The following is a 17,315-nucleotide window of genomic DNA, read 5'->3' as shown; positions in this document are numbered from 1 at the left end:
CAAATGCATAGAGAAGTAAATTTTCGCTGGCTTAAGCAGTGAAAATTTGGTGGAATTATGGATAAACCTAGGCCGCACATGGAACGATTTTCTTCTGTCAGCAATTTAATTCAGTTGTACTCTGGCATAAAAAGTGTATAATTATTCGAAAAAGAGATGAATTTAAACGTCACTACTGTAAAGCTGTACTGCAAAACATTTCTTATCAGAGGTATTAAAAAGTTTAAATTGCGCTGATGTTAGGTCGGTGTTAAAATAATAGAACTATATCAAAAAAACGTCGCTCCATTTCAGTAGCCGTGCCAGCGGCTGCGTGTTGATTTATACAGGCTGTTTGCCGGATCGTCCGGATCAGCTCATCTCATTTAATGGCTTCTGCCCAATAGCAGGCATTATTTTTGACAGTCTCATGCTGTCACCTCTTCTATCTAGCAGGCTCTATCGCAAGCGAAAGGCCAGCTCCTCCCGTTTCATTGTTGCCTGTTGCCTATGTTCTTGATCTTTCCGAAATACTTCATTATAGAAAGGTTGCGTTCCATGAGACACATCGGATTACCTCCAAAACAGGGTCTGTATGACCCGCAGTTCGAAAAAGACGCATGCGGAATGGGTTTTGTTGCCAACATCAAAGGAGTACCTTCACACGATATCGTTAGTCAGGCACTGACCATGCTCAGTAACATGGAGCACCGTGGAGGACAGGGAAGTGAACCGAATTCCGGCGACGGAGCAGGTATCCTGATTCAGATTCCACATCGCTATTTTGCACAGGAAGCAGAACGTCTTGGTTTTGCATTGCCAGAACAGGGTTTCTATGGCGTAGGGATGTTGTTCCTTTCCCAAGACCCTGCCATTCGTAGTGCACATGAAGAGAGCCTTAAGAAGATTATTGAAGAAGAAGGACAGACGTTCCTGGGTTTCCGGGATGTTCCTACTTTTGATGAAATGCTTGGCCGTTCTGCGCTTGCAGCGAAACCTTATGTACGTCAGGTGTTCATTGGAAGATCCGCAGATGTGAAGGATGAACTTGGATTCGAGCGTAAGCTGTATGTTATTCGCAGACGTGCTGAGCTGGCTATTCGTTATTCGGCAGATGAAGCAGAAGGCGGTTCATTCTACCTTCCAAGCTTGTCTTGTCGCAAAATTGTATATAAAGGCATGCTGACAACGGAACAGGTGGGAGAGTTCTATCTGGATCTGCAGCAAGACCTTGTTGAATCGGCTATTGCACTCGTGCATTCCCGTTTCAGTACAAACACCTTCCCAAGCTGGGAACGTGCCCACCCGTATCGCTTCATGATCCACAACGGTGAGATCAATACGATGCGTGGTAACGTGAACTGGATGCATGCTAGACAGTCCTTGTTCGAGAGCGAGTTGTTCGGTGACGACATCGCGAAAGTAAAACCGGTCATCAATCCAGACGGTTCGGATACAGCGATGTTCGATAACACGCTGGAGTTCCTGTATCTGAGCGGCCGTTCCCTGCCACACGTGGCCATGATGATGGTTCCTGAACCTTGGAGCACAGATGAGGGCATGGATCCTGCCAAAAAAGCATTTTATGAATATCACAGCACAATGATGGAGCCTTGGGATGGACCAGCAGCAATGGCCTTTACAGATGGTTTGCAAATTGGTGCAACACTTGACCGTAACGGTTTGCGTCCAGCTCGTTATTATGTAACCAAGGATGACCGTATTATCCTGTCCTCCGAAGTTGGGGTACTTGATATCGCGCCGGAAGAGATCCTGTACAAAGATCGTCTGCGCCCAGGTCGGATGTTGCTTGTGGATACACAAGAAGGCCGCATCATCGCGGATGAGGAAGTAAAAGCAATCATCGCAGCCGAGAATCCGTATCAGGATTGGCTTGATGAGCATTTGATGGATCTGAGCGAGTTGCCGGAAGCACCGGAACTTCCTGATCCAAAACATGATAACGTGACCCAGCTTCAGCTGGCATATGGTTATACATTTGAAGAACTGCGTAAAATCCTGGAGCCCATGGCAACAACAGGTATGGAAGCTACGGGTTCGATGGGTTATGATGCACCGCTGGCTGTGCTGTCGGATCGTCCGCAGCGTCTGTACAACTACTTTAAACAGATGTTCGCCCAGGTAACCAACCCGCCGATCGATGCAATCCGTGAAGAGATTGTAACGTCTACGGCAACAACCATTGGTCCTGAGCGCAACTTGTTGAATCCTGAACCGGAGAGTTGTCGCCAGATCCGTCTGGATACACCGGTATTGTCCAATGAAGACTTTGCGAAGATTCGCCATGTGCGTCGCCCAGGCTTCCGCTCCATGACGATTCCAATCTTCTTCACCGCTGCGGAAGGAGCAGAAGGACTTCGCAAAGCGATGGATTTGCTCTTCGAAGCTGCGGATCGTGTCATCGACAAAGGTCATAACATTCTGATCCTGTCTGACCGCGGTGTGGACGCAGAGAATGCTGCCATTCCTGCATTGCTTGCTGTAGCAGGTCTGCATCACCATCTGATTCGCCAGGGAACCAGAACCAAAGTCAGCATTATGCTCGAATCGGCAGAACCGCGTGATATTCACCACTACGCGTTGCTGCTGGGTTACGGTGTAAGTGCGGTGAACCCTTACCTGGCCTTTGAAACGCTGGATGACATGATTCAGCAAGGGTTGCTGCGTGGTATCTCGCATGAGAAAGCAGTGAAAAACTACATTAAAGCAGCTACCAAAGGCGTTACTAAAGTGTTGTCCAAAATGGGGATTTCTACGATTCAATCGTATCGTGGAGCTCAAATATTCGAAGCGGTAGGTCTGAAATCAGACTTCGTTGACCGTTACTTTACTTGGACACCTTCCCGTATCGGTGGAATTGGGTTGGAAGAAGTGGCAGCCGAAGCGTTGACACATCATAACCGTGCCTTTACGGAAAAAGACGGTAACGATAAAGTATTGGATTCCGGTGGGGATTATCAATGGCGTAACGACGGAGAAGAGCATCTGTTCAATCCGCAAACCATTCATACCCTGCAACATGCGGTACGCACTGGGGATTACAAGCTGTATAAAAAATATTCCAAACTTGTACAAGGTGAGAATGATCAACTGTTGACCATTCGCTCCATGCTGAAACTGAAACCGGTGGGAGCTTCCATTCCACTCGAAGAAGTTGAATCCGTAGAAGATATCATGCGTCGTTTCAAAACAGGTGCAATGTCCTTCGGTTCGATCAGTAAAGAGGCGCATGAAGATCTTGCCATCGCTATGAACCGTGTTGGAGGTAAATCCAATACCGGTGAAGGTGGAGAAGACCCGGCTCGCTTCATTAAAGATAGCAACGGGGATTCCCGTCGCAGTGCGATTAAACAGGTAGCATCCGGACGTTTTGGTGTTACATCCAACTACTTGGTTAATGCTGACGAGATTCAGATTAAAATGGCTCAGGGAGCAAAACCGGGTGAAGGCGGACAACTGCCAGGACGTAAAGTGTATCCTTGGGTTGCTGAAGTCCGTGGTTCAACACCGGGTGTAGGTCTGATCTCGCCACCACCGCATCACGATATCTACTCGATCGAAGATCTGGCAGAGCTGATCTATGACTTGAAAAATGCCAATCCGCGTGCTGAGATCAACGTGAAGCTTGTATCTGAAGTGGGTGTGGGTACAATTGCGGCAGGTGTAGCCAAAGGCCGTGCCGATATCATCCTCGTCAGCGGTTATGATGGTGGTACAGGTGCATCACCGCAAGGTTCGATTCGCCACGCAGGTATGCCTTGGGAACTAGGTCTTGCAGAGACACATCAAACGTTGATGCTGAACAATCTGCGTGACCGTGTCGTCCTCGAAACAGACGGCAAAATGCTTAACGGCCGTGACCTAGCGATTGCAGCCTTGCTTGGAGCAGAAGAGTATGGTTTCTCTACAGCACCGCTCGTTGCACTTGGCTGTATCATGATGCGTGTCTGTCAAATGGATACTTGTCCGGTTGGTGTAGCGACACAGAATCCGGAATTGCGCAAAAATTATATGGGTGATCCAGCTCATGTGGTTAACTTCATGCGATTTGTTGCTGAAGATGTGCGTGAGATCATGGCTGATCTTGGTTTCCGTACCATTCAGGAGATGGTCGGACGTACAGATTGCCTTGAAACGGTAGAAGCCGTAGATCACTGGAAGAAAAAAGGTGTGGATCTGTCTGTATTGCTGCACGTGCCTGAAATGCCGGAAGGCTCTGCACGTTACCGCACACAGCATCAGAATCACCAATTGGAAGAAACGCTGGATATGCAACAATTGCTGCCACTGGCACAGTCTGCTATTGAATCCGGTCAACCGGTTGAAGCGGTGCTTCCAATTACAAACGTTAACCGTGCAGTAGGTACCATTTTGGGTAGTGAGATCACACGCAAATATGGACTCGCAGGATTGCCCGAAGATACGGTTAAATTCAAATTTGTCGGCTCTGCCGGACAAAGCTTTGGGGCCTTTGTACCTAAAGGTATGACCTTGACCGTTGAAGGGGATTCCAATGACTACGTAGGTAAAGGATTGTCCGGAGGTAAACTGATCGTGATGCCTTCTCCGAAAGCAACGTTTGAGGCGGAAGATAACATCATTATCGGTAACACGGCTCTCTACGGAGCAACAAGCGGCGAAGCGTATATCCGTGGTATTGCGGGTGAGCGATTTGCTGTACGTAACTCGGGCGCCAAAGTAGTCGTTGAAGGTGTAGGCGACCATGGTTGTGAGTATATGACAGGTGGACGTGTCGTTGTACTGGGCGATACAGGTCGTAACTTTGCAGCAGGGATGTCCGGAGGTATTGCCTATGTATATGATCCAGAAGGCACATTCCTGAAACGTTGTAATCTGGAAATGGTTCTTTTGGAGCGTATCGAAGATGTGGCCGAAAGTGCAGATCTGCGAGGCATGATTCAACGTCATGTTGCTAATACAGGAAGTGCTGTCGGTCAGCGCGTTCTGGATAACTGGCAAGATGCGCTGAATCAGTTCGTTCGGGTTATTCCGAAGGACTTCAAACGTATGACAGAACAGATCGAACGGATTCAAGCAACAGGTTTGACGGGAGAAGCAGCGCTGCTCGCAGCGTTTGAAGCGAATATGCGTGAACTTGCACGTGCTGGAGGTTAATAAAACTTCCTTGTTCAAAGGTGGAAGTGCATGAACAGGTTGTATTAAGAATAATAGGAGCAATATGGTTGCCATTCCGGCACCATATTGCTCCTATTTTGCTTTCGACAAAATTAGAACCCCTTCAAAAAACGTTATCGCCATGAGACGACAACATCGAGGAACATTCTCAAGTATAATAAGGCTAGTTTTGGAGGGCAGGGAAAGTATAAAGATAAGAGAGGTTAGCGGAATGAATATGAAGCATCCAAACAGGGACGATCGTAGGCCGACAGGTAAACAAGTCGAAGCAACCCAGATGGACATCATGAAGGTTTTACTGCAATGCGGAATCGACCCGGAGCGTTGGAACCATTTCGTATCCTCCGTCAACAACAAGCGTCCTTGACACAATAGACAAGCATGGAATGAAAGGGAATTAAGACACAAAAAAAGCCCAGAAGCCAGAGATGTTATCTCTCGGAAACTGGGTCCTCTTTTCGGGTTTAGTCCATACTGCGTTCCATTCGGACAAACGCAATAAAACGACGTGCCTCTTCTTCTGTTAAGGACTTCCCATCAATCATCAGATCGAAGCGTTCTAACACTTCTTTATCCGACAACTCCAAGGTATCCACGAATTCACGTACATCTTCATCCATCACGACATCGCTTTGCTTTGTACGTCCTATAAGATAATCAATAGACACCTCAAAGATGTCAGCAAGTCTCGTTAACACTTCGAAATCCGGTTTACGACGGTTCTTCTCGTAGTGGGAGAGAGCAGCTCTGGTAATATGAATGGAGCTCGCAAGTTCTTCTTGAGTAAGTCCCCGCTGTTCCCGTAATTCAGCAATGCGATTTCCGTAGCTCATAAGCTATTTCCCCCTGAACGACATCAAATATATATTGAAACAATCCTGAGCCAAGTGTTTGATCAGGGCAGCTTTCCTGCAAAAGAGTAACTCCTCATGTGTTTCCTTTAACCCATTTCCATTTGTAAATAGGTCTGTCTAAGGACATCTCAAATTGTCGTAAATCAAAAGAACCATGTCCAAATACCGCTTGACATGATACGTATTGTATCGTAAATTGGACGTATGGAGTTACAAAATGTATCATTTGGAATATTTTAAGTATCTCCTTGTTGCCTGGACCATATACCTGTGAGAAGGAAGTGGAGGCAGTCCATCTAGGCTAATCCATTCTAAAGGAATGAAATCATGTATTCAATAATTCAGGAATGGGCTGATATGAAATTAAATGTCCATATGTACATTCAGGAGTTTCATGGGAAAATGATAGACCGCAAAAGACGCCCTGTTCTGTTACTTGGAATGGACACTCAAGCAATCACCTTCCTGAGCGACCTGAAGTTGCCGGTATCATCAGAAATGCTCATTGGTTTGGATGTTGAAGATCAACATGTATGTGTACGACTTCACGCAAGGTTGCAATGGAAACAGCCCTTCGGAGAGCTCACAATGTATCATTCAAACTTGCATATTCAGCACGAACAGAAACTATATATAACTGGACAGTTAAACACAATGCTTACTGAAGTTCAGTTTCCCGCGGTTTCCCGTTTTCAGTATGAAAAGGCAACAGAACAAAAGGCTCTGCAGGAACCCTATCATTACATTGATTTCACCATATAATTCCAAGCGATTCTTAACATTTTCTGAACAAAACATGTACTTAACGCCATTTTACTATATTTCATAGCGTTATGCATTAGTTCTTTAACACCAAAAGCATTTGCGCAATGAATAAAGGGGCGAGGGGGCTCATACTATTTCAGGAAGTTTGGATATGGTTGAAATGCACTGCCACATATTATCCGGCCTAGATGATGGTCCTGTTCGAATGGAGCAGTCCGTTGCGATGGCTGAGAAGGCGGCAGCCTCAGGAATTACCTCCATTATTGCTACTCCGCATCACCTGAACGGGCAATACAACAATGAACCGATGGTGGTCAATCAGGCCGTGAACCTGCTTCATGCAGAACTTCGCAAACGTAACATTCGCCTGGAGATCCGTCCCGGACAGGAGATCAGGGTGCATGACAACCTGATTGGAGACTTATATGCAGGAAAGTGCTGCACACTCGCCGGAAGTCGTTACATGTTGCTGGAACTGCCCTTTGGTCATATTCCCTCACAGTTCCCCAGGATACTGCATGAATTACGAATAGCGGGAATTACCCCTATTATTGCTCATCCGGAACGCAATCGTGTCATTTTGAAGAAGCCAAAGTTGTTGGCTGATTACTTGAGTCAAGGCGGACTATGTCAGCTCACAGCTCAATCTTTCACTGGGCTTTTCGGACGGAAAGTTCGGCAGTGGTGTTTTCATTTTTGCAAAGAAAACGGGTTTCATTTCATTTCATCAGATGCACATGATACGTGCAAAAGGACATTTGCCATAAGTGAAGGAGAGCGGGCCATCGAGCGTCGATTTGGAGCTGAAGCCGTTAAAAGGCTGGCAGAGAATGCGTCGCACATTCTATCGAATTCGTGTCTGGTCACAGAACGCTGGAAACCTCGCAAATGGCTGCTGTCCATCTGGTAGTTACATAGATAGATCACAACGTATAGGAGGAATGAAAGTGGAACTGAAAGGATATTTTCGACTCTTACAAAAGAAACTGTGGTTGATTGTTGCAATTGCTTTGATAGCCGGTGTGGGTGCAGGGGTCAAAAGCATTTTCTTCACCCAGCCCATCTATGAGGCTAGTTCCAAACTGATCGTGAACCAGACCTCTAACGTTCAAGGCCAGGCGATGATGGACTTCAGCATGATTCAAACCAATATCAAACTCATTAACTCATACAGAGAAATTATTAAATCTTCCGCCATTATGGATAAAGTCGCTACCACGTATCCAGACCTAGGCTTAACCTCTGCTCAGCTCATGAATAGCACCTCCGTCTCTACAGCCAGCGAATCCCAAGTGATGAGCATAACTGTACAAGGGACTACCTACGAAAAAGCCGCAAAAACGGTCAATGCCATCTCCAACGTGTTCCAATCTCAAATCCCCCTAATCATGAAAATCGATAATGTGGCTATCCTCAGTGAAGCAAAAGTGGATAGTAACGCATCTCCAATCAATATGAAAACCACATTAAGCATCATTGTCAGTCTGTTCGCAGGTCTTGTGCTCGCGATTGCACTTGTATTCCTGATGGATTATCTGGATGACACATTCAAATCCGAAACTGAACTTGAAAAAGAGCTGGGCCTGCCTGTGCTTACAGTGATATCCAAAATGAAAAAAGATGATCTGAAAAATACGAAAAATTACGTATCTCAACAGAAAGTGGGGGATGGCAAATATGTCGCGGCTAACCAATGAAAATAACAGTCTGGTGACCTATTTTAACTCCAAATCTCAGATCTCGGAGGGATACCGTAAATTACGGACGAACATTCAGTTCTCCTCAATCGACAGTCATATCAAAAAAATCATGGTCGCTTCCGCTGAATCCGGCGAAGGCAAGACAACAACCATTAGCAACCTGGCGGTAACCTATGCCCAGGAAGGCAAGAAAGTTCTGCTGATCGATGCGGATCTGCGGAATCCTTCCTTGCATCAGGTATTTTCTGTACCGAATCATATCGGTCTTAGTAGTGTGCTGTCTAATCAGTACAGTGTTGAAGACGTGCTTAGAGAGAGCTATATCGATAATCTCCAATTGTTCACTTCTGGCCCAATTCCGCCGAACCCTTCCGAGATGATTGGTTCCAACCGGATGAAAAGGCTGATTGAGAAGTTAGAGGATCAATATGATGTCATCATGTTTGATACACCGCCGGTGCTCGCGGTAACGGATGCACTCATTGTGAGCTCGCTGTGTGATGGTGTGCTGCTGGTCGTGAACTCGGGCAAGGTCAAGAAGGAATTGGTGAAGAAGACCAAGGCTGCTCTGGAGCATGTGAATGCACGAATCCTGGGCGCAATTCTGAACAATATCAAAAACGTTGCAGTTCCGGTGGGCTACGGAGAGAAGTAAACCTTCCATCCAATGCTCCCAAGTAAACAGGTAATGTCTACTGCACCTTTATCACTGTAGGCACTCGGTCATGCTGTGGGTTCAATGAACCTTAGACGTTAATCGTCGAAGGTATGACGTGAGGACGGGTTAGATGCCCTGGTTCAACTTTTATCAAACTAAAAAAAAAGAGGATAGGGTGGTATTTATGAAAAAAGTGAGAAAAGCAATCATTCCTGCAGCTGGACTAGGTACACGATTTTTGCCAGCCACAAAAGCGATGCCCAAAGAAATGCTCCCTATTGTGGACAAACCAACTATACAGTATATCGTTGAGGAAGCCATTGCCTCTGGAATCGAAGACATCATCATCGTAACCGGTAAAGGGAAGCGGGCAATTGAAGATCATTTCGACAACGCTTTTGAACTGGAGCACAACTTGCTGGAAAAAGGGAAACTGGGCTTGCTTGAAGAGGTTCGCAAATCTTCTAACGTGGATATCCACTACATAAGACAAAAAGAGGCCAAAGGACTTGGTCATGCTGTCTGGTGTGCACGTAACTTTATCGGTGACGAACCTTTTGCCGTGTTGCTCGGAGATGATATCGTCGTATCGGAAGTTCCATGCACCAAACAATTGATTGATCAATATGATCAGGTTCAACATTCCATTGTTGGCGTACAGACCGTACTTGCTGAACAAACAGACAGATACGGCATTGTGGACCCGCTTCAATCGGATGGCCGTTTGACAGAGGTTCTCAGGTTCGTAGAGAAACCTGCCCAAGGCACAGCGCCTTCCAACCTGGCGATTATGGGGAGATACGTACTGAGTCCAGAGATTTTCGAACATCTGGAGCAACAAGAGATTGGTCAAGGCGGAGAGATTCAATTAACAGATGCGATTCAGCGTTTAAATGAGACACAAGGAGTGTATGCTTACGATTTCGAGGGAGTGCGTTATGACGTGGGCGAGAAACTGGGATTCATTTTGACAACCATCGACTTCGCTCTGCAAAAACAGGAACTTAGAATTCCAATGCTGCAAGCTCTGCAACAGATTCTGGAAAAAGAGTCGGTAGAACATGCAGCCGGGGGGGAGTTTGAATGAGTCCATCTCCCCAATCGAAGGAAGCGGAGATTGTTATGGACCCAAGTCTGGGGTACAATGCATCAACGATGTCAGGACAAAATGCGGATAAAGTGTATCTATTTATGAAAAGAATGCTCGATTTGCTGGGTTCTTTCATAGGTTTGATCATTTTGTGCCCCTTGTTTGCGGTCATCGGATTACTGATCAAAATCGAGGCCCCGCAGGGGTCTGTTTTTTTTCGTCAGGTACGGGTCGGACAGAATGGAAAAGAGTTTCACATGTACAAATTCAGGTCCATGGTTGCGAATGCAGAAGATCTGCTGGAACAATTGATTGATCAGAATGAAGTGAATGGAAATATGTTCAAAATGAAAAATGATCCCCGCATTACCCGAATTGGCAAGTTCATTCGGAAAACCAGTCTGGATGAGCTGCCTCAGTTGTGGAACGTGTTCAGAGGAGAGATGAGTCTCGTTGGACCCAGACCGGCTCTGCCCAGAGAAGTTAAGAACTACACTTCCTATGACAGACAACGCCTTCAGATGATCCCGGGATGTACGGGATTATGGCAAGTCAGCGGTCGAAATAGTGTTGGTTTTGAGGAAATGGTGGAGCTGGATCTGACGTATGCCCGTGAGCGCAGCATGATGGTGGATATCAAAATTATCTTCAGAACGTTCAAGGTGCTGATAGGTTCGAAGGATGCGTTTTGAAACACGATTCTGGCTTTGAGGTGGCATAGCAGATATGCAAAAGACCGGTATACTTGCTGCATTGAATATGAAGTCGTTTAATATCATTCTTTTTTCGCTGGTAATTGTCTTCGCAGCAATCTATCTTCCGTTAGTTTCGGTTGTTGCACTTATAGCTGTGATTCTGCTGGGCGTTTATATTAAACAGCCCAGCTGGATTTTTATGATTCTCATTGTAAGTTTTTCATTGTCCATTGATAAAATATTTAGCATTCATCTGGCAGGACTGGATTCGCTGTCCTTCTACAAGCTGGCGATTCTGGGTTTTGTGGTCTCTCTTTTTTTACGTTTTGGTATTCGCAAAGATCTGATCTATCCTGCACTGGCGATTGGGTTTTTATTTGTGGAAAGTTATTTTCTATCTGATCTGCCCAGCAAGGTTAGTCCGCTCGATCCATTTAAGGCCTTTCTAGGAGTAATTGTTCCTTTTTTGTTGCTGATGCCCCATTTTTCAAGAGAGATCAGTCAACGTATTATACGTGTACTCGCATGGTTGCCACTATTCAGTCTTGCTGGTGGTTATATTCTGCAACTCGCCGGCATATTGTCCATTACTAACCTGGAGATGTCGGGTGTAACCCGGTTACAGGGAGCTAACATCGCCGCGCATCTGGCCATGTTGTGTTTTATCTCCATCTGTGTCTGTCTGATTCAGATCAAGCAAGGCCATCAGGTTGTTCTGTATTACATGCTTACCTTGACACATCTGGTCATTCTGGTCCAGACGGGAACAAGGGGGCCGCTTATTGCGCTTATTCCGATTATTCTGGTCTATCTATTTGATCAACTGAAAGCCTTCATCAAAGGCAGAGTCAGTGCCATTATTCCTCTCATTCTGTTTGTTGTCGCTGTGGCCTATATGGTGATAGCGCAGTGGGACAATTATGAGATGAGGTCAGAGAGCAAAGGCTTGTCGGGAAGGGATGTAGCCTGGAATTATTTTATTGGCAAAGCAAATGAGTATCCGATATTTGGACGCGGACTCGGCTCAACTCTCGTAGCGAATGATGGAAGTATCTTTTCTGGATTCGTCGTTCCGCATAATGAATACATTCGTTTTTATTACGATGGCGGTTTAGTTGGAGCCATCCTGTTGTTTCTATCGCTGCTGCTGGTGTTCCGGGCCGTGTACTTCCGGTTGAGCGGCATGATCCGGTTGTATTTTGCCGGAATGATTATCGGTTTCCTGACCTATTCCTTTTTTGACAATACCCTGTCCACGGTTCATCTGATTGCTCCATTCTGTATCTTCCTGAACGCGTTATATGCTACGGGAAATGGAGTTCATTCCAAGTCAGGGGCTGAAGCAGAAGTGGATATACAGATACAGCGAGCCAAGGACGTATCCTTTTCAAAGGAGATTAGAACATGAAGGTCTGTTTGATCAGTTCTACAGGCGGTCATTTTGATGAATTAACCAAAATTATTCCTGCGGTTGAAGAACATGATTATTTCCTGATTACCGAGAAGAACAAAAGCAGAAAAGTAGATTCGTCTCAGGGTAAAGTATACTTCTTAATGCAGCAAGAGCGTAAAAATGCGATGTTCTTGCTAATCTTTGTGGCTAATATTATCAAGTCGTTCTTTCTATATCTGCGTGAGCGTCCAAAGGTGATCATTACAACAGGGGCGGGAGCCACATATCCTTTTTGCCTTATCGGTAAAATCTTCGGCGCCAAGCTGATCTACATCGAAAGTTATGCCAAAATCTATTCCTCCAGCGCAACCGGGAGATTGATGTACAAAATCTCGGATGAGTTCTTCATCCAATGGGAAACGTTGCAGGATAGCTATCCCAATGCGAAGTACAGGGGGGCTTTATTTTGATATTTGCTATCGTTGGAACCCAGCGTTTTCCCTTCAATCGGATGTTTGAGCTTATTGATGAGGCGATTGAGGCAGGAATTATTGAAGAAGAGGTTGTTGCCCAATCCGGATATACCGAGTATCAGCCGCGGAATTTCACTGTGATTCCCTTCCTCACGCAGGAAGAGATGAATGAATATGTGGAGCGCAGCAGATGCATTATTTCTCATGCGGGTGTTGGCTCCATTACAAATTGTCTTGAACGTGGCAAGCCGGTTATTGTCATTCCACGCCGGAAAGAATGGGGCGAACATGTGGATGACCATCAGCTTGAGATCTCCAAGGTTTTTCAGGATAACGGCTATGTGGCCGTCGCGGAGAGTCAGGCTGAATTGCAAAACTTGGTTCCTTGCATAGAGGAGCTGACGTTCCAGCCCTATGTAAGAAAACAGTCTGATCTGATCTCATCCATTAAAAATTACGTGAATAGTCTGTAAGTGGTCTGAAGATTAACCATGAAAAAAGGAGTCTATCATGAAACCAAAAGTATTGGTTGTTGGATCATCCTTGAAGGATATGGGTGGAATTGTGAGTGTCATCAAAAACATTGAGGATTCCTCCATCTCGGAAATGTATGCTATGCAGCGGGTCGAGACATATATCACGGGCAGCGTATTCTCACGGCTGCTTATTTTTATACGGGGATTCATTCAATTCTGGATGAAACTGTACACGTTCAAGCCGGATATCGTGCATATTCATATGGCGAACAACGGGAGCTTTTATCGGAAGTCTCTATTTCTGCTAACGGCACGAAAGTTGTTTCGAAAGTCAGTTATTCTGCATATTCATGCGGCCAGCTTTGATGATTTCTACAATCAATTTGCTCTGCAGCGCAAGTATTGTCACTACATTCTGAATCAGGCAGATAAGTTGATTGTCTTGTCCCAGACGTGGAAAGAATACTTTGCTACGATTGTGCCGGAGACAGCGATTGAGGTTCTTTATAACGGGGTCTTTGTCAAAGAACCGTTTGTGAGAGAACAACAGGCAGCCGTTAATGCTCTCTTCATGGGCAGACTGGGTGAGCGAAAAGGAGTCTACGATCTGCTTCAGTCCATTCAGCAATTGAAGGCGCTGGGCGTTACAGCTACCTTTAATCTGGCAGGGGATGGCGAAGTCGAAGAAGTCAAAGCGATCGTGCAGCAGTATGGAATAGAGGATCGTGTCAATGTACTCGGCTGGATTAACGGAGAGCAAAAGGAAAAGCTGATGCGGGAAGCGGATCTACTGGTCCTGCCTTCTTATCATGAGGGATTACCTATGGCCATACTTGAAGCAATGAATTGTGGCTTGCCCATTATATCGACCACCGTCGGAGGCATCCCCGAAGTGATTACATCCGGTCATAATGGGCTGTTAATCGAGCCGGGAGATGTGCACGGGCTGACATCAGCGCTGGAATATCTCATCATGGATGAAGAGGTTAGAGCAAGAATGGGTTCACATAACAGAGAGATTATATCGGATAAGTTCGATATGAATCTTCTCGTAGGCAGATTGTCAGGAATATATGATGCACTTCAAGTGAAGGTATCCTAGTGAACAGGAAAAGGTGATGAAATGAACCCCTTGGTATCTTGCATCATTACGACCCATAACCGGGCCGAGTTATTGAAGAATGCGTTGAGAAGTGTACGGGAGCAAACACATCCGTATCTGGAGATTTTCATTGTGGATGATGGTTCAGAAGATCAGACGCCAGAGATCTGTCAGGCTTGGACCCGGGAAGATTCACGGATTCGGTACATCCGGGTTCCATATCCCAAAGGAGCCAACCATGCACGGAATGTAGGGATATCCCAAGCCAATGGCAAGTACATTGCCTTCCTGGATGATGATGATGAATGGATGCCTGACAAAATAAAAACCCAGGCGGAAGTGCTGGAGCGTACACAGGAATCATTCACCTTTTGTAGCAAGTATCTCGCATACACGAATGAGCAGCATCAGGTGGTCAAACGGAAATTGTCGGTGGAACCTCGCGATGTTATTCGGTATGAGGATCTGCTTACATTCAACTGGATCGGGGAAACGTCCAAAATCATGGTACTTACCTCACTGGCCCGTGAAGTTCGATTCGATGAAAATCTGACATCCGCTCAGGATTATGACTTTTATCTACGCATATTGAAACGAGGCTACATCGCCGTGAATGTGAAAGAACCGCTGGTGGATATCAACATCCACAGTGGTCCACGAATTTCAACCTCTACAACGGCCAAGTACAAGGGCCAACGCAAGATTATTTTGAAATACTACAATGACATGTCCAAGGAACAGAAGCGCCGTCAATTACACCATTATCGAATGCTCGAATGGTCGAGAAATACGCTTCGCAATAACGTTTATTTGAAAAAAGCACTGTCGCTGTATCCCTGGTGGAAAGATTGGGTGCTGCTCAAGCGTAATACCAAAATTATGATGCAAGGATTTCTAATGAGATTTCATGCAAGGCGCGCAGTTGGAACGTATGCAGAGGAACCTGTGCGAATGAAACTAAAGTAAGAGGTGCCTGGATGGAAAATCCGACGGTGTATATGCTGCCCAAGATGATTGAGAACAATAAATTCAATGAGCTGTTATCCGATTCCATTGAGAACAAGGGATGGGAAGTGAAACAGTTTACCAAAAGAGATCTAATCAAACTGAAAAAAAATGATGTGCTGCATTTTCATTGGCCCAGCTTCTATTACAGAGGTTCATCCGTGCTGACAACAGTGATCAAGTCCATTCTGTATGTATTGATGATTTGTTTTGCACGCTTGCGCGGGGCCAAATTGTTTTGGACGGTGCATAACATCTGGCCTCACAACAGCGGCAAGACGCGGTTTGATTATTGGATGAGAAAAATACTGGTCCAAAATTGCTCCAAGCTGATTGTCATGGGTAAACCCTTGATCTCCGAGATCTGTTCGACGTTTGGGATTGATTCCAGCCGGATCGAGGTTATTCCGCATGGACATTACAAGGGAGTGTATCAGGGGAAAGGCGTGAATATCCGCTCCCGGTTTGGCATCCCGGAGGATAGTTATGTGTATGCGTTCTTCGGTCAGGTGTCGCCGTATAAGGGCGTGGATGATTTGCTGGAGGCATTCAAGGATCTGGATTCCGAACAAGCCCATCTGTTGATTGCCGGTAAAAAGGTAAAGGATTATGACCTTGGAGATGAATTTCTCAAGAGTGGACATATTCATACCCATTTTCATTTCATCGAAGATGATGAATATTCGGATTATTTTGATGCAGTCGATTCGATCATTCTTCCATACAAGCAAATTGCTACTTCAGGCAGTGCAATTCTGGCATTGACCTTCTGTAAACCTGTGGTGGCACCACGGATTGGCTTGTTGGAGGAATACCTGCCCGAAGATTGTGCGGTCCTCTACGAACCTTCTGATCCGGATGGATTGCTTAAAGCGATGAATATGATCCGATTAAAACAATCGGAGTTTCAGGAAGGCAGTGGTTTTGTCAAAGCGTTGGAGCGGCTGGATTGGCCAGTGATTGCCCAAAGGACACTTACCCTGTACTCCAGTTAGTGCAGATGAACGGGTGGACCTAATTGAAAAATATGGGGATGAAATGATGAAAGTAACCGTCGCGATCTGTACGTATAACCGTGCACAGGATGCGGTAGAGGCTATACGAAGTGCCGTACAACAGAATTACGCAAGCAGCGACTATGAGATCATACTCATTGATAACAATTCAAAAGACAACACACGGGAAATCGTGCTCCAAACCATCTTGCAGCATGAGAACCATTCGATCCGGTATGTGTTGGAAGAAAAGCAAGGCTTGTCTGTAGCCCGTAACCGGGCCATTCACGAGGCGCGCGGCGAGTATATCCTGTTCCTTGACGATGATGCCTTTGCTTGCAGGGATTGGATTCGCCAGATCGTTAGCGTGTTTGAGATGAATGAAAATATCGGTTGTGTCGGTGGCAAGATTGACCCGATCTGGGAAGTGCCTGAGCCAATGTGGATTCCACCAGAGAACAGGTCGCTGTTCACCATTCTGGATTTTGCAGATGAAGTCACTGAGATGAAAAGTCCTTATATTCCATTTGGTGCAAATGTGGCTTTTCGTTTATCCGTCTTTGATCAACTGGCTCCCTTCCGTGAAGACCTTGGAAGAGTGGGGAACAATCTTCTCTCTAGTGAAGAGAGTGAGTTAATTGCAAGAATACGGACAAAGTTCAAGGTATATTACACGCCGTATGGTGCGGTACAACATAAAGTAGCCAAAGAGCGAACAACGAAGAACTGGTTTCTGCGCCGAATCTATTGGCAAGGTGTGAGTGATGCCATTCGTGATCAGGACCGTGGTGTTGTGCGTACGGCCAAACATGGGATCAAGCTTGCACAGGGGATCACAACCTCACTGATCTACATTTATAATGCAGATCGGTTCACACGTCAGCTTGCCAAAGTATGTTACCGAAACGGCATGATCGTTGGGTCGCTTCGTCAAAACAGTAAGGGATGAGGA

Annotated in this window: 16 protein-coding genes; 15 read left to right on the top strand and 1 reads right to left on the bottom strand. The window is 45.8% G+C overall.

The annotated features are described in order from the left end of the window. The first annotated feature begins 537 nt into the window (after positions 1-537). Complete coding sequence (gene gltB, locus BLS69_RS17425) at positions 538-5,136, top strand: glutamate synthase large subunit (protein WP_091033861.1); 4,599 nt, start codon at positions 538-540, stop codon at positions 5,134-5,136. 232 nt (positions 5,137-5,368) lie between these two features. Continuing rightward, a complete protein-coding gene (locus BLS69_RS32175; RefSeq protein ID WP_017690128.1) occupies positions 5,369-5,524 on the top strand; it encodes a hypothetical protein in 156 nt (51 codons plus the stop codon). A gap of 97 nt (positions 5,525-5,621) precedes the next feature. Here BLS69_RS32175 and BLS69_RS17415 read toward each other — a convergent pair whose 3' ends face one another. Beyond that, complete coding sequence (locus BLS69_RS17415; RefSeq protein ID WP_017690127.1) at positions 5,622-5,990, bottom strand: helix-turn-helix domain-containing protein; 369 nt, start codon at positions 5,988-5,990, stop codon at positions 5,622-5,624. A 378-nt stretch (positions 5,991-6,368) separates the two neighbouring features. Between BLS69_RS17415 and BLS69_RS17410 the strand changes: the two genes are divergently transcribed. The 13 genes from BLS69_RS17410 to BLS69_RS17350 all read left to right on the top strand — a co-directional run bounded on the left by BLS69_RS17410 (position 6,369) and on the right by BLS69_RS17350 (position 17,312). After that, the gene (locus BLS69_RS17410) at positions 6,369-6,773 is read left to right on the top strand and encodes a hypothetical protein (RefSeq protein ID WP_133386711.1); all 405 of its coding nucleotides are present in this window, start codon (positions 6,369-6,371) and stop codon (positions 6,771-6,773) included. A 154-nt stretch (positions 6,774-6,927) separates the two neighbouring features. Further along, positions 6,928-7,686, top strand: coding sequence for a tyrosine-protein phosphatase (locus BLS69_RS17405; RefSeq protein WP_036611338.1), 759 nt, complete (start codon positions 6,928-6,930; stop codon positions 7,684-7,686). A 37-nt stretch (positions 7,687-7,723) separates the two neighbouring features. Further along, positions 7,724-8,473, top strand: a complete 750-nt coding sequence (locus BLS69_RS17400) for a YveK family protein (protein ID WP_036611336.1) — start codon at positions 7,724-7,726, stop codon at positions 8,471-8,473. Then, on the top strand, positions 8,454-9,131 hold the full coding sequence (locus BLS69_RS17395; protein WP_091033856.1) for a CpsD/CapB family tyrosine-protein kinase: 678 nt from the start codon (positions 8,454-8,456) through the stop codon (positions 9,129-9,131). Before BLS69_RS17400 ends, BLS69_RS17395 begins: the two co-directional genes overlap by 20 nt. 187 nt (positions 9,132-9,318) lie before the next feature. After that, positions 9,319-10,221 (top strand): UTP--glucose-1-phosphate uridylyltransferase GalU, encoded by a 903-nt coding sequence (gene galU / locus BLS69_RS17390; protein WP_091035105.1) that lies wholly within the window; start codon positions 9,319-9,321, stop codon positions 10,219-10,221. Beyond that, entirely contained in the window at positions 10,218-10,916 is a 699-nt protein-coding gene (locus tag BLS69_RS17385; protein WP_091033853.1) for a sugar transferase, read from the top strand. Before galU ends, BLS69_RS17385 begins: the two co-directional genes overlap by 4 nt. A 34-nt stretch (positions 10,917-10,950) precedes the next feature. Further along, positions 10,951-12,327: an O-antigen ligase family protein gene (locus BLS69_RS17380; protein WP_091033850.1), complete on the top strand. Its 1,377-nt coding sequence runs from the start codon at positions 10,951-10,953 to the stop codon at positions 12,325-12,327. Further along, positions 12,324-12,782, top strand: a complete 459-nt coding sequence (pssD, locus tag BLS69_RS17375) for a PssD/Cps14F family polysaccharide biosynthesis glycosyltransferase (protein ID WP_091033847.1) — start codon at positions 12,324-12,326, stop codon at positions 12,780-12,782. The genes BLS69_RS17380 and pssD overlap by 4 nt, the downstream gene beginning before the upstream one ends. Continuing rightward, entirely contained in the window at positions 12,779-13,258 is a 480-nt protein-coding gene (gene pssE / locus BLS69_RS17370) for a PssE/Cps14G family polysaccharide biosynthesis glycosyltransferase (RefSeq protein WP_091033844.1), read from the top strand. Before pssD ends, pssE begins: the two co-directional genes overlap by 4 nt. 37 nt (positions 13,259-13,295) lie before the next feature. Further along, positions 13,296-14,363, top strand: coding sequence for a glycosyltransferase family 4 protein (locus BLS69_RS17365; protein WP_091033842.1), 1,068 nt, complete (start codon positions 13,296-13,298; stop codon positions 14,361-14,363). Positions 14,364-14,384: 21 nt separating this feature from the next. Then, a complete protein-coding gene (locus BLS69_RS17360; RefSeq protein WP_091033839.1) occupies positions 14,385-15,329 on the top strand; it encodes a glycosyltransferase family 2 protein in 945 nt (314 codons plus the stop codon). Positions 15,330-15,340: 11 nt separating this feature from the next. Then, positions 15,341-16,363, top strand: coding sequence for a glycosyltransferase (locus BLS69_RS17355; RefSeq protein WP_076209611.1), 1,023 nt, complete (start codon positions 15,341-15,343; stop codon positions 16,361-16,363). A gap of 43 nt (positions 16,364-16,406) precedes the next feature. Then, the gene (locus BLS69_RS17350; protein WP_249911545.1) at positions 16,407-17,312 is read left to right on the top strand and encodes a glycosyltransferase; all 906 of its coding nucleotides are present in this window, start codon (positions 16,407-16,409) and stop codon (positions 17,310-17,312) included. The last annotated feature ends 3 nt before the right edge of the window (positions 17,313-17,315 follow it).

It is taken from the genome of Paenibacillus sp. CF095 (assembly GCF_900101225.1).
Classification (GTDB): domain Bacteria; phylum Bacillota; class Bacilli; order Paenibacillales; family Paenibacillaceae; genus Paenibacillus.
This window is presented reverse-complemented; position numbering and strand designations above follow the sequence as displayed.

Coding starts and splice junctions, on each gene's coding strand:
- gltB (WP_091033861.1), top strand. CDS start 538: ATGAGACACATCGGATTACCTCCAAAACAGGGTCTGTATGACCCGCAG.
- BLS69_RS32175 (WP_017690128.1), top strand. CDS start 5,369: ATGAATATGAAGCATCCAAACAGGGACGATCGTAGGCCGACAGGTAAA.
- BLS69_RS17415 (WP_017690127.1), bottom strand. CDS start 5,990: ATGAGCTACGGAAATCGCATTGCTGAATTACGGGAACAGCGGGGACTT.
- BLS69_RS17410 (WP_133386711.1), top strand. CDS start 6,369: ATGAAATTAAATGTCCATATGTACATTCAGGAGTTTCATGGGAAAATG.
- BLS69_RS17405 (WP_036611338.1), top strand. CDS start 6,928: ATGGTTGAAATGCACTGCCACATATTATCCGGCCTAGATGATGGTCCT.
- BLS69_RS17395 (WP_091033856.1), top strand. CDS start 8,454: ATGTCGCGGCTAACCAATGAAAATAACAGTCTGGTGACCTATTTTAAC.
- galU (WP_091035105.1), top strand. CDS start 9,319: ATGAAAAAAGTGAGAAAAGCAATCATTCCTGCAGCTGGACTAGGTACA.
- BLS69_RS17385 (WP_091033853.1), top strand. CDS start 10,218: ATGAGTCCATCTCCCCAATCGAAGGAAGCGGAGATTGTTATGGACCCA.
- BLS69_RS17380 (WP_091033850.1), top strand. CDS start 10,951: ATGCAAAAGACCGGTATACTTGCTGCATTGAATATGAAGTCGTTTAAT.
- pssD (WP_091033847.1), top strand. CDS start 12,324: ATGAAGGTCTGTTTGATCAGTTCTACAGGCGGTCATTTTGATGAATTA.
- BLS69_RS17365 (WP_091033842.1), top strand. CDS start 13,296: ATGAAACCAAAAGTATTGGTTGTTGGATCATCCTTGAAGGATATGGGT.
- BLS69_RS17360 (WP_091033839.1), top strand. CDS start 14,385: ATGAACCCCTTGGTATCTTGCATCATTACGACCCATAACCGGGCCGAG.
- BLS69_RS17355 (WP_076209611.1), top strand. CDS start 15,341: ATGGAAAATCCGACGGTGTATATGCTGCCCAAGATGATTGAGAACAAT.
- BLS69_RS17350 (WP_249911545.1), top strand. CDS start 16,407: ATGATGAAAGTAACCGTCGCGATCTGTACGTATAACCGTGCACAGGAT.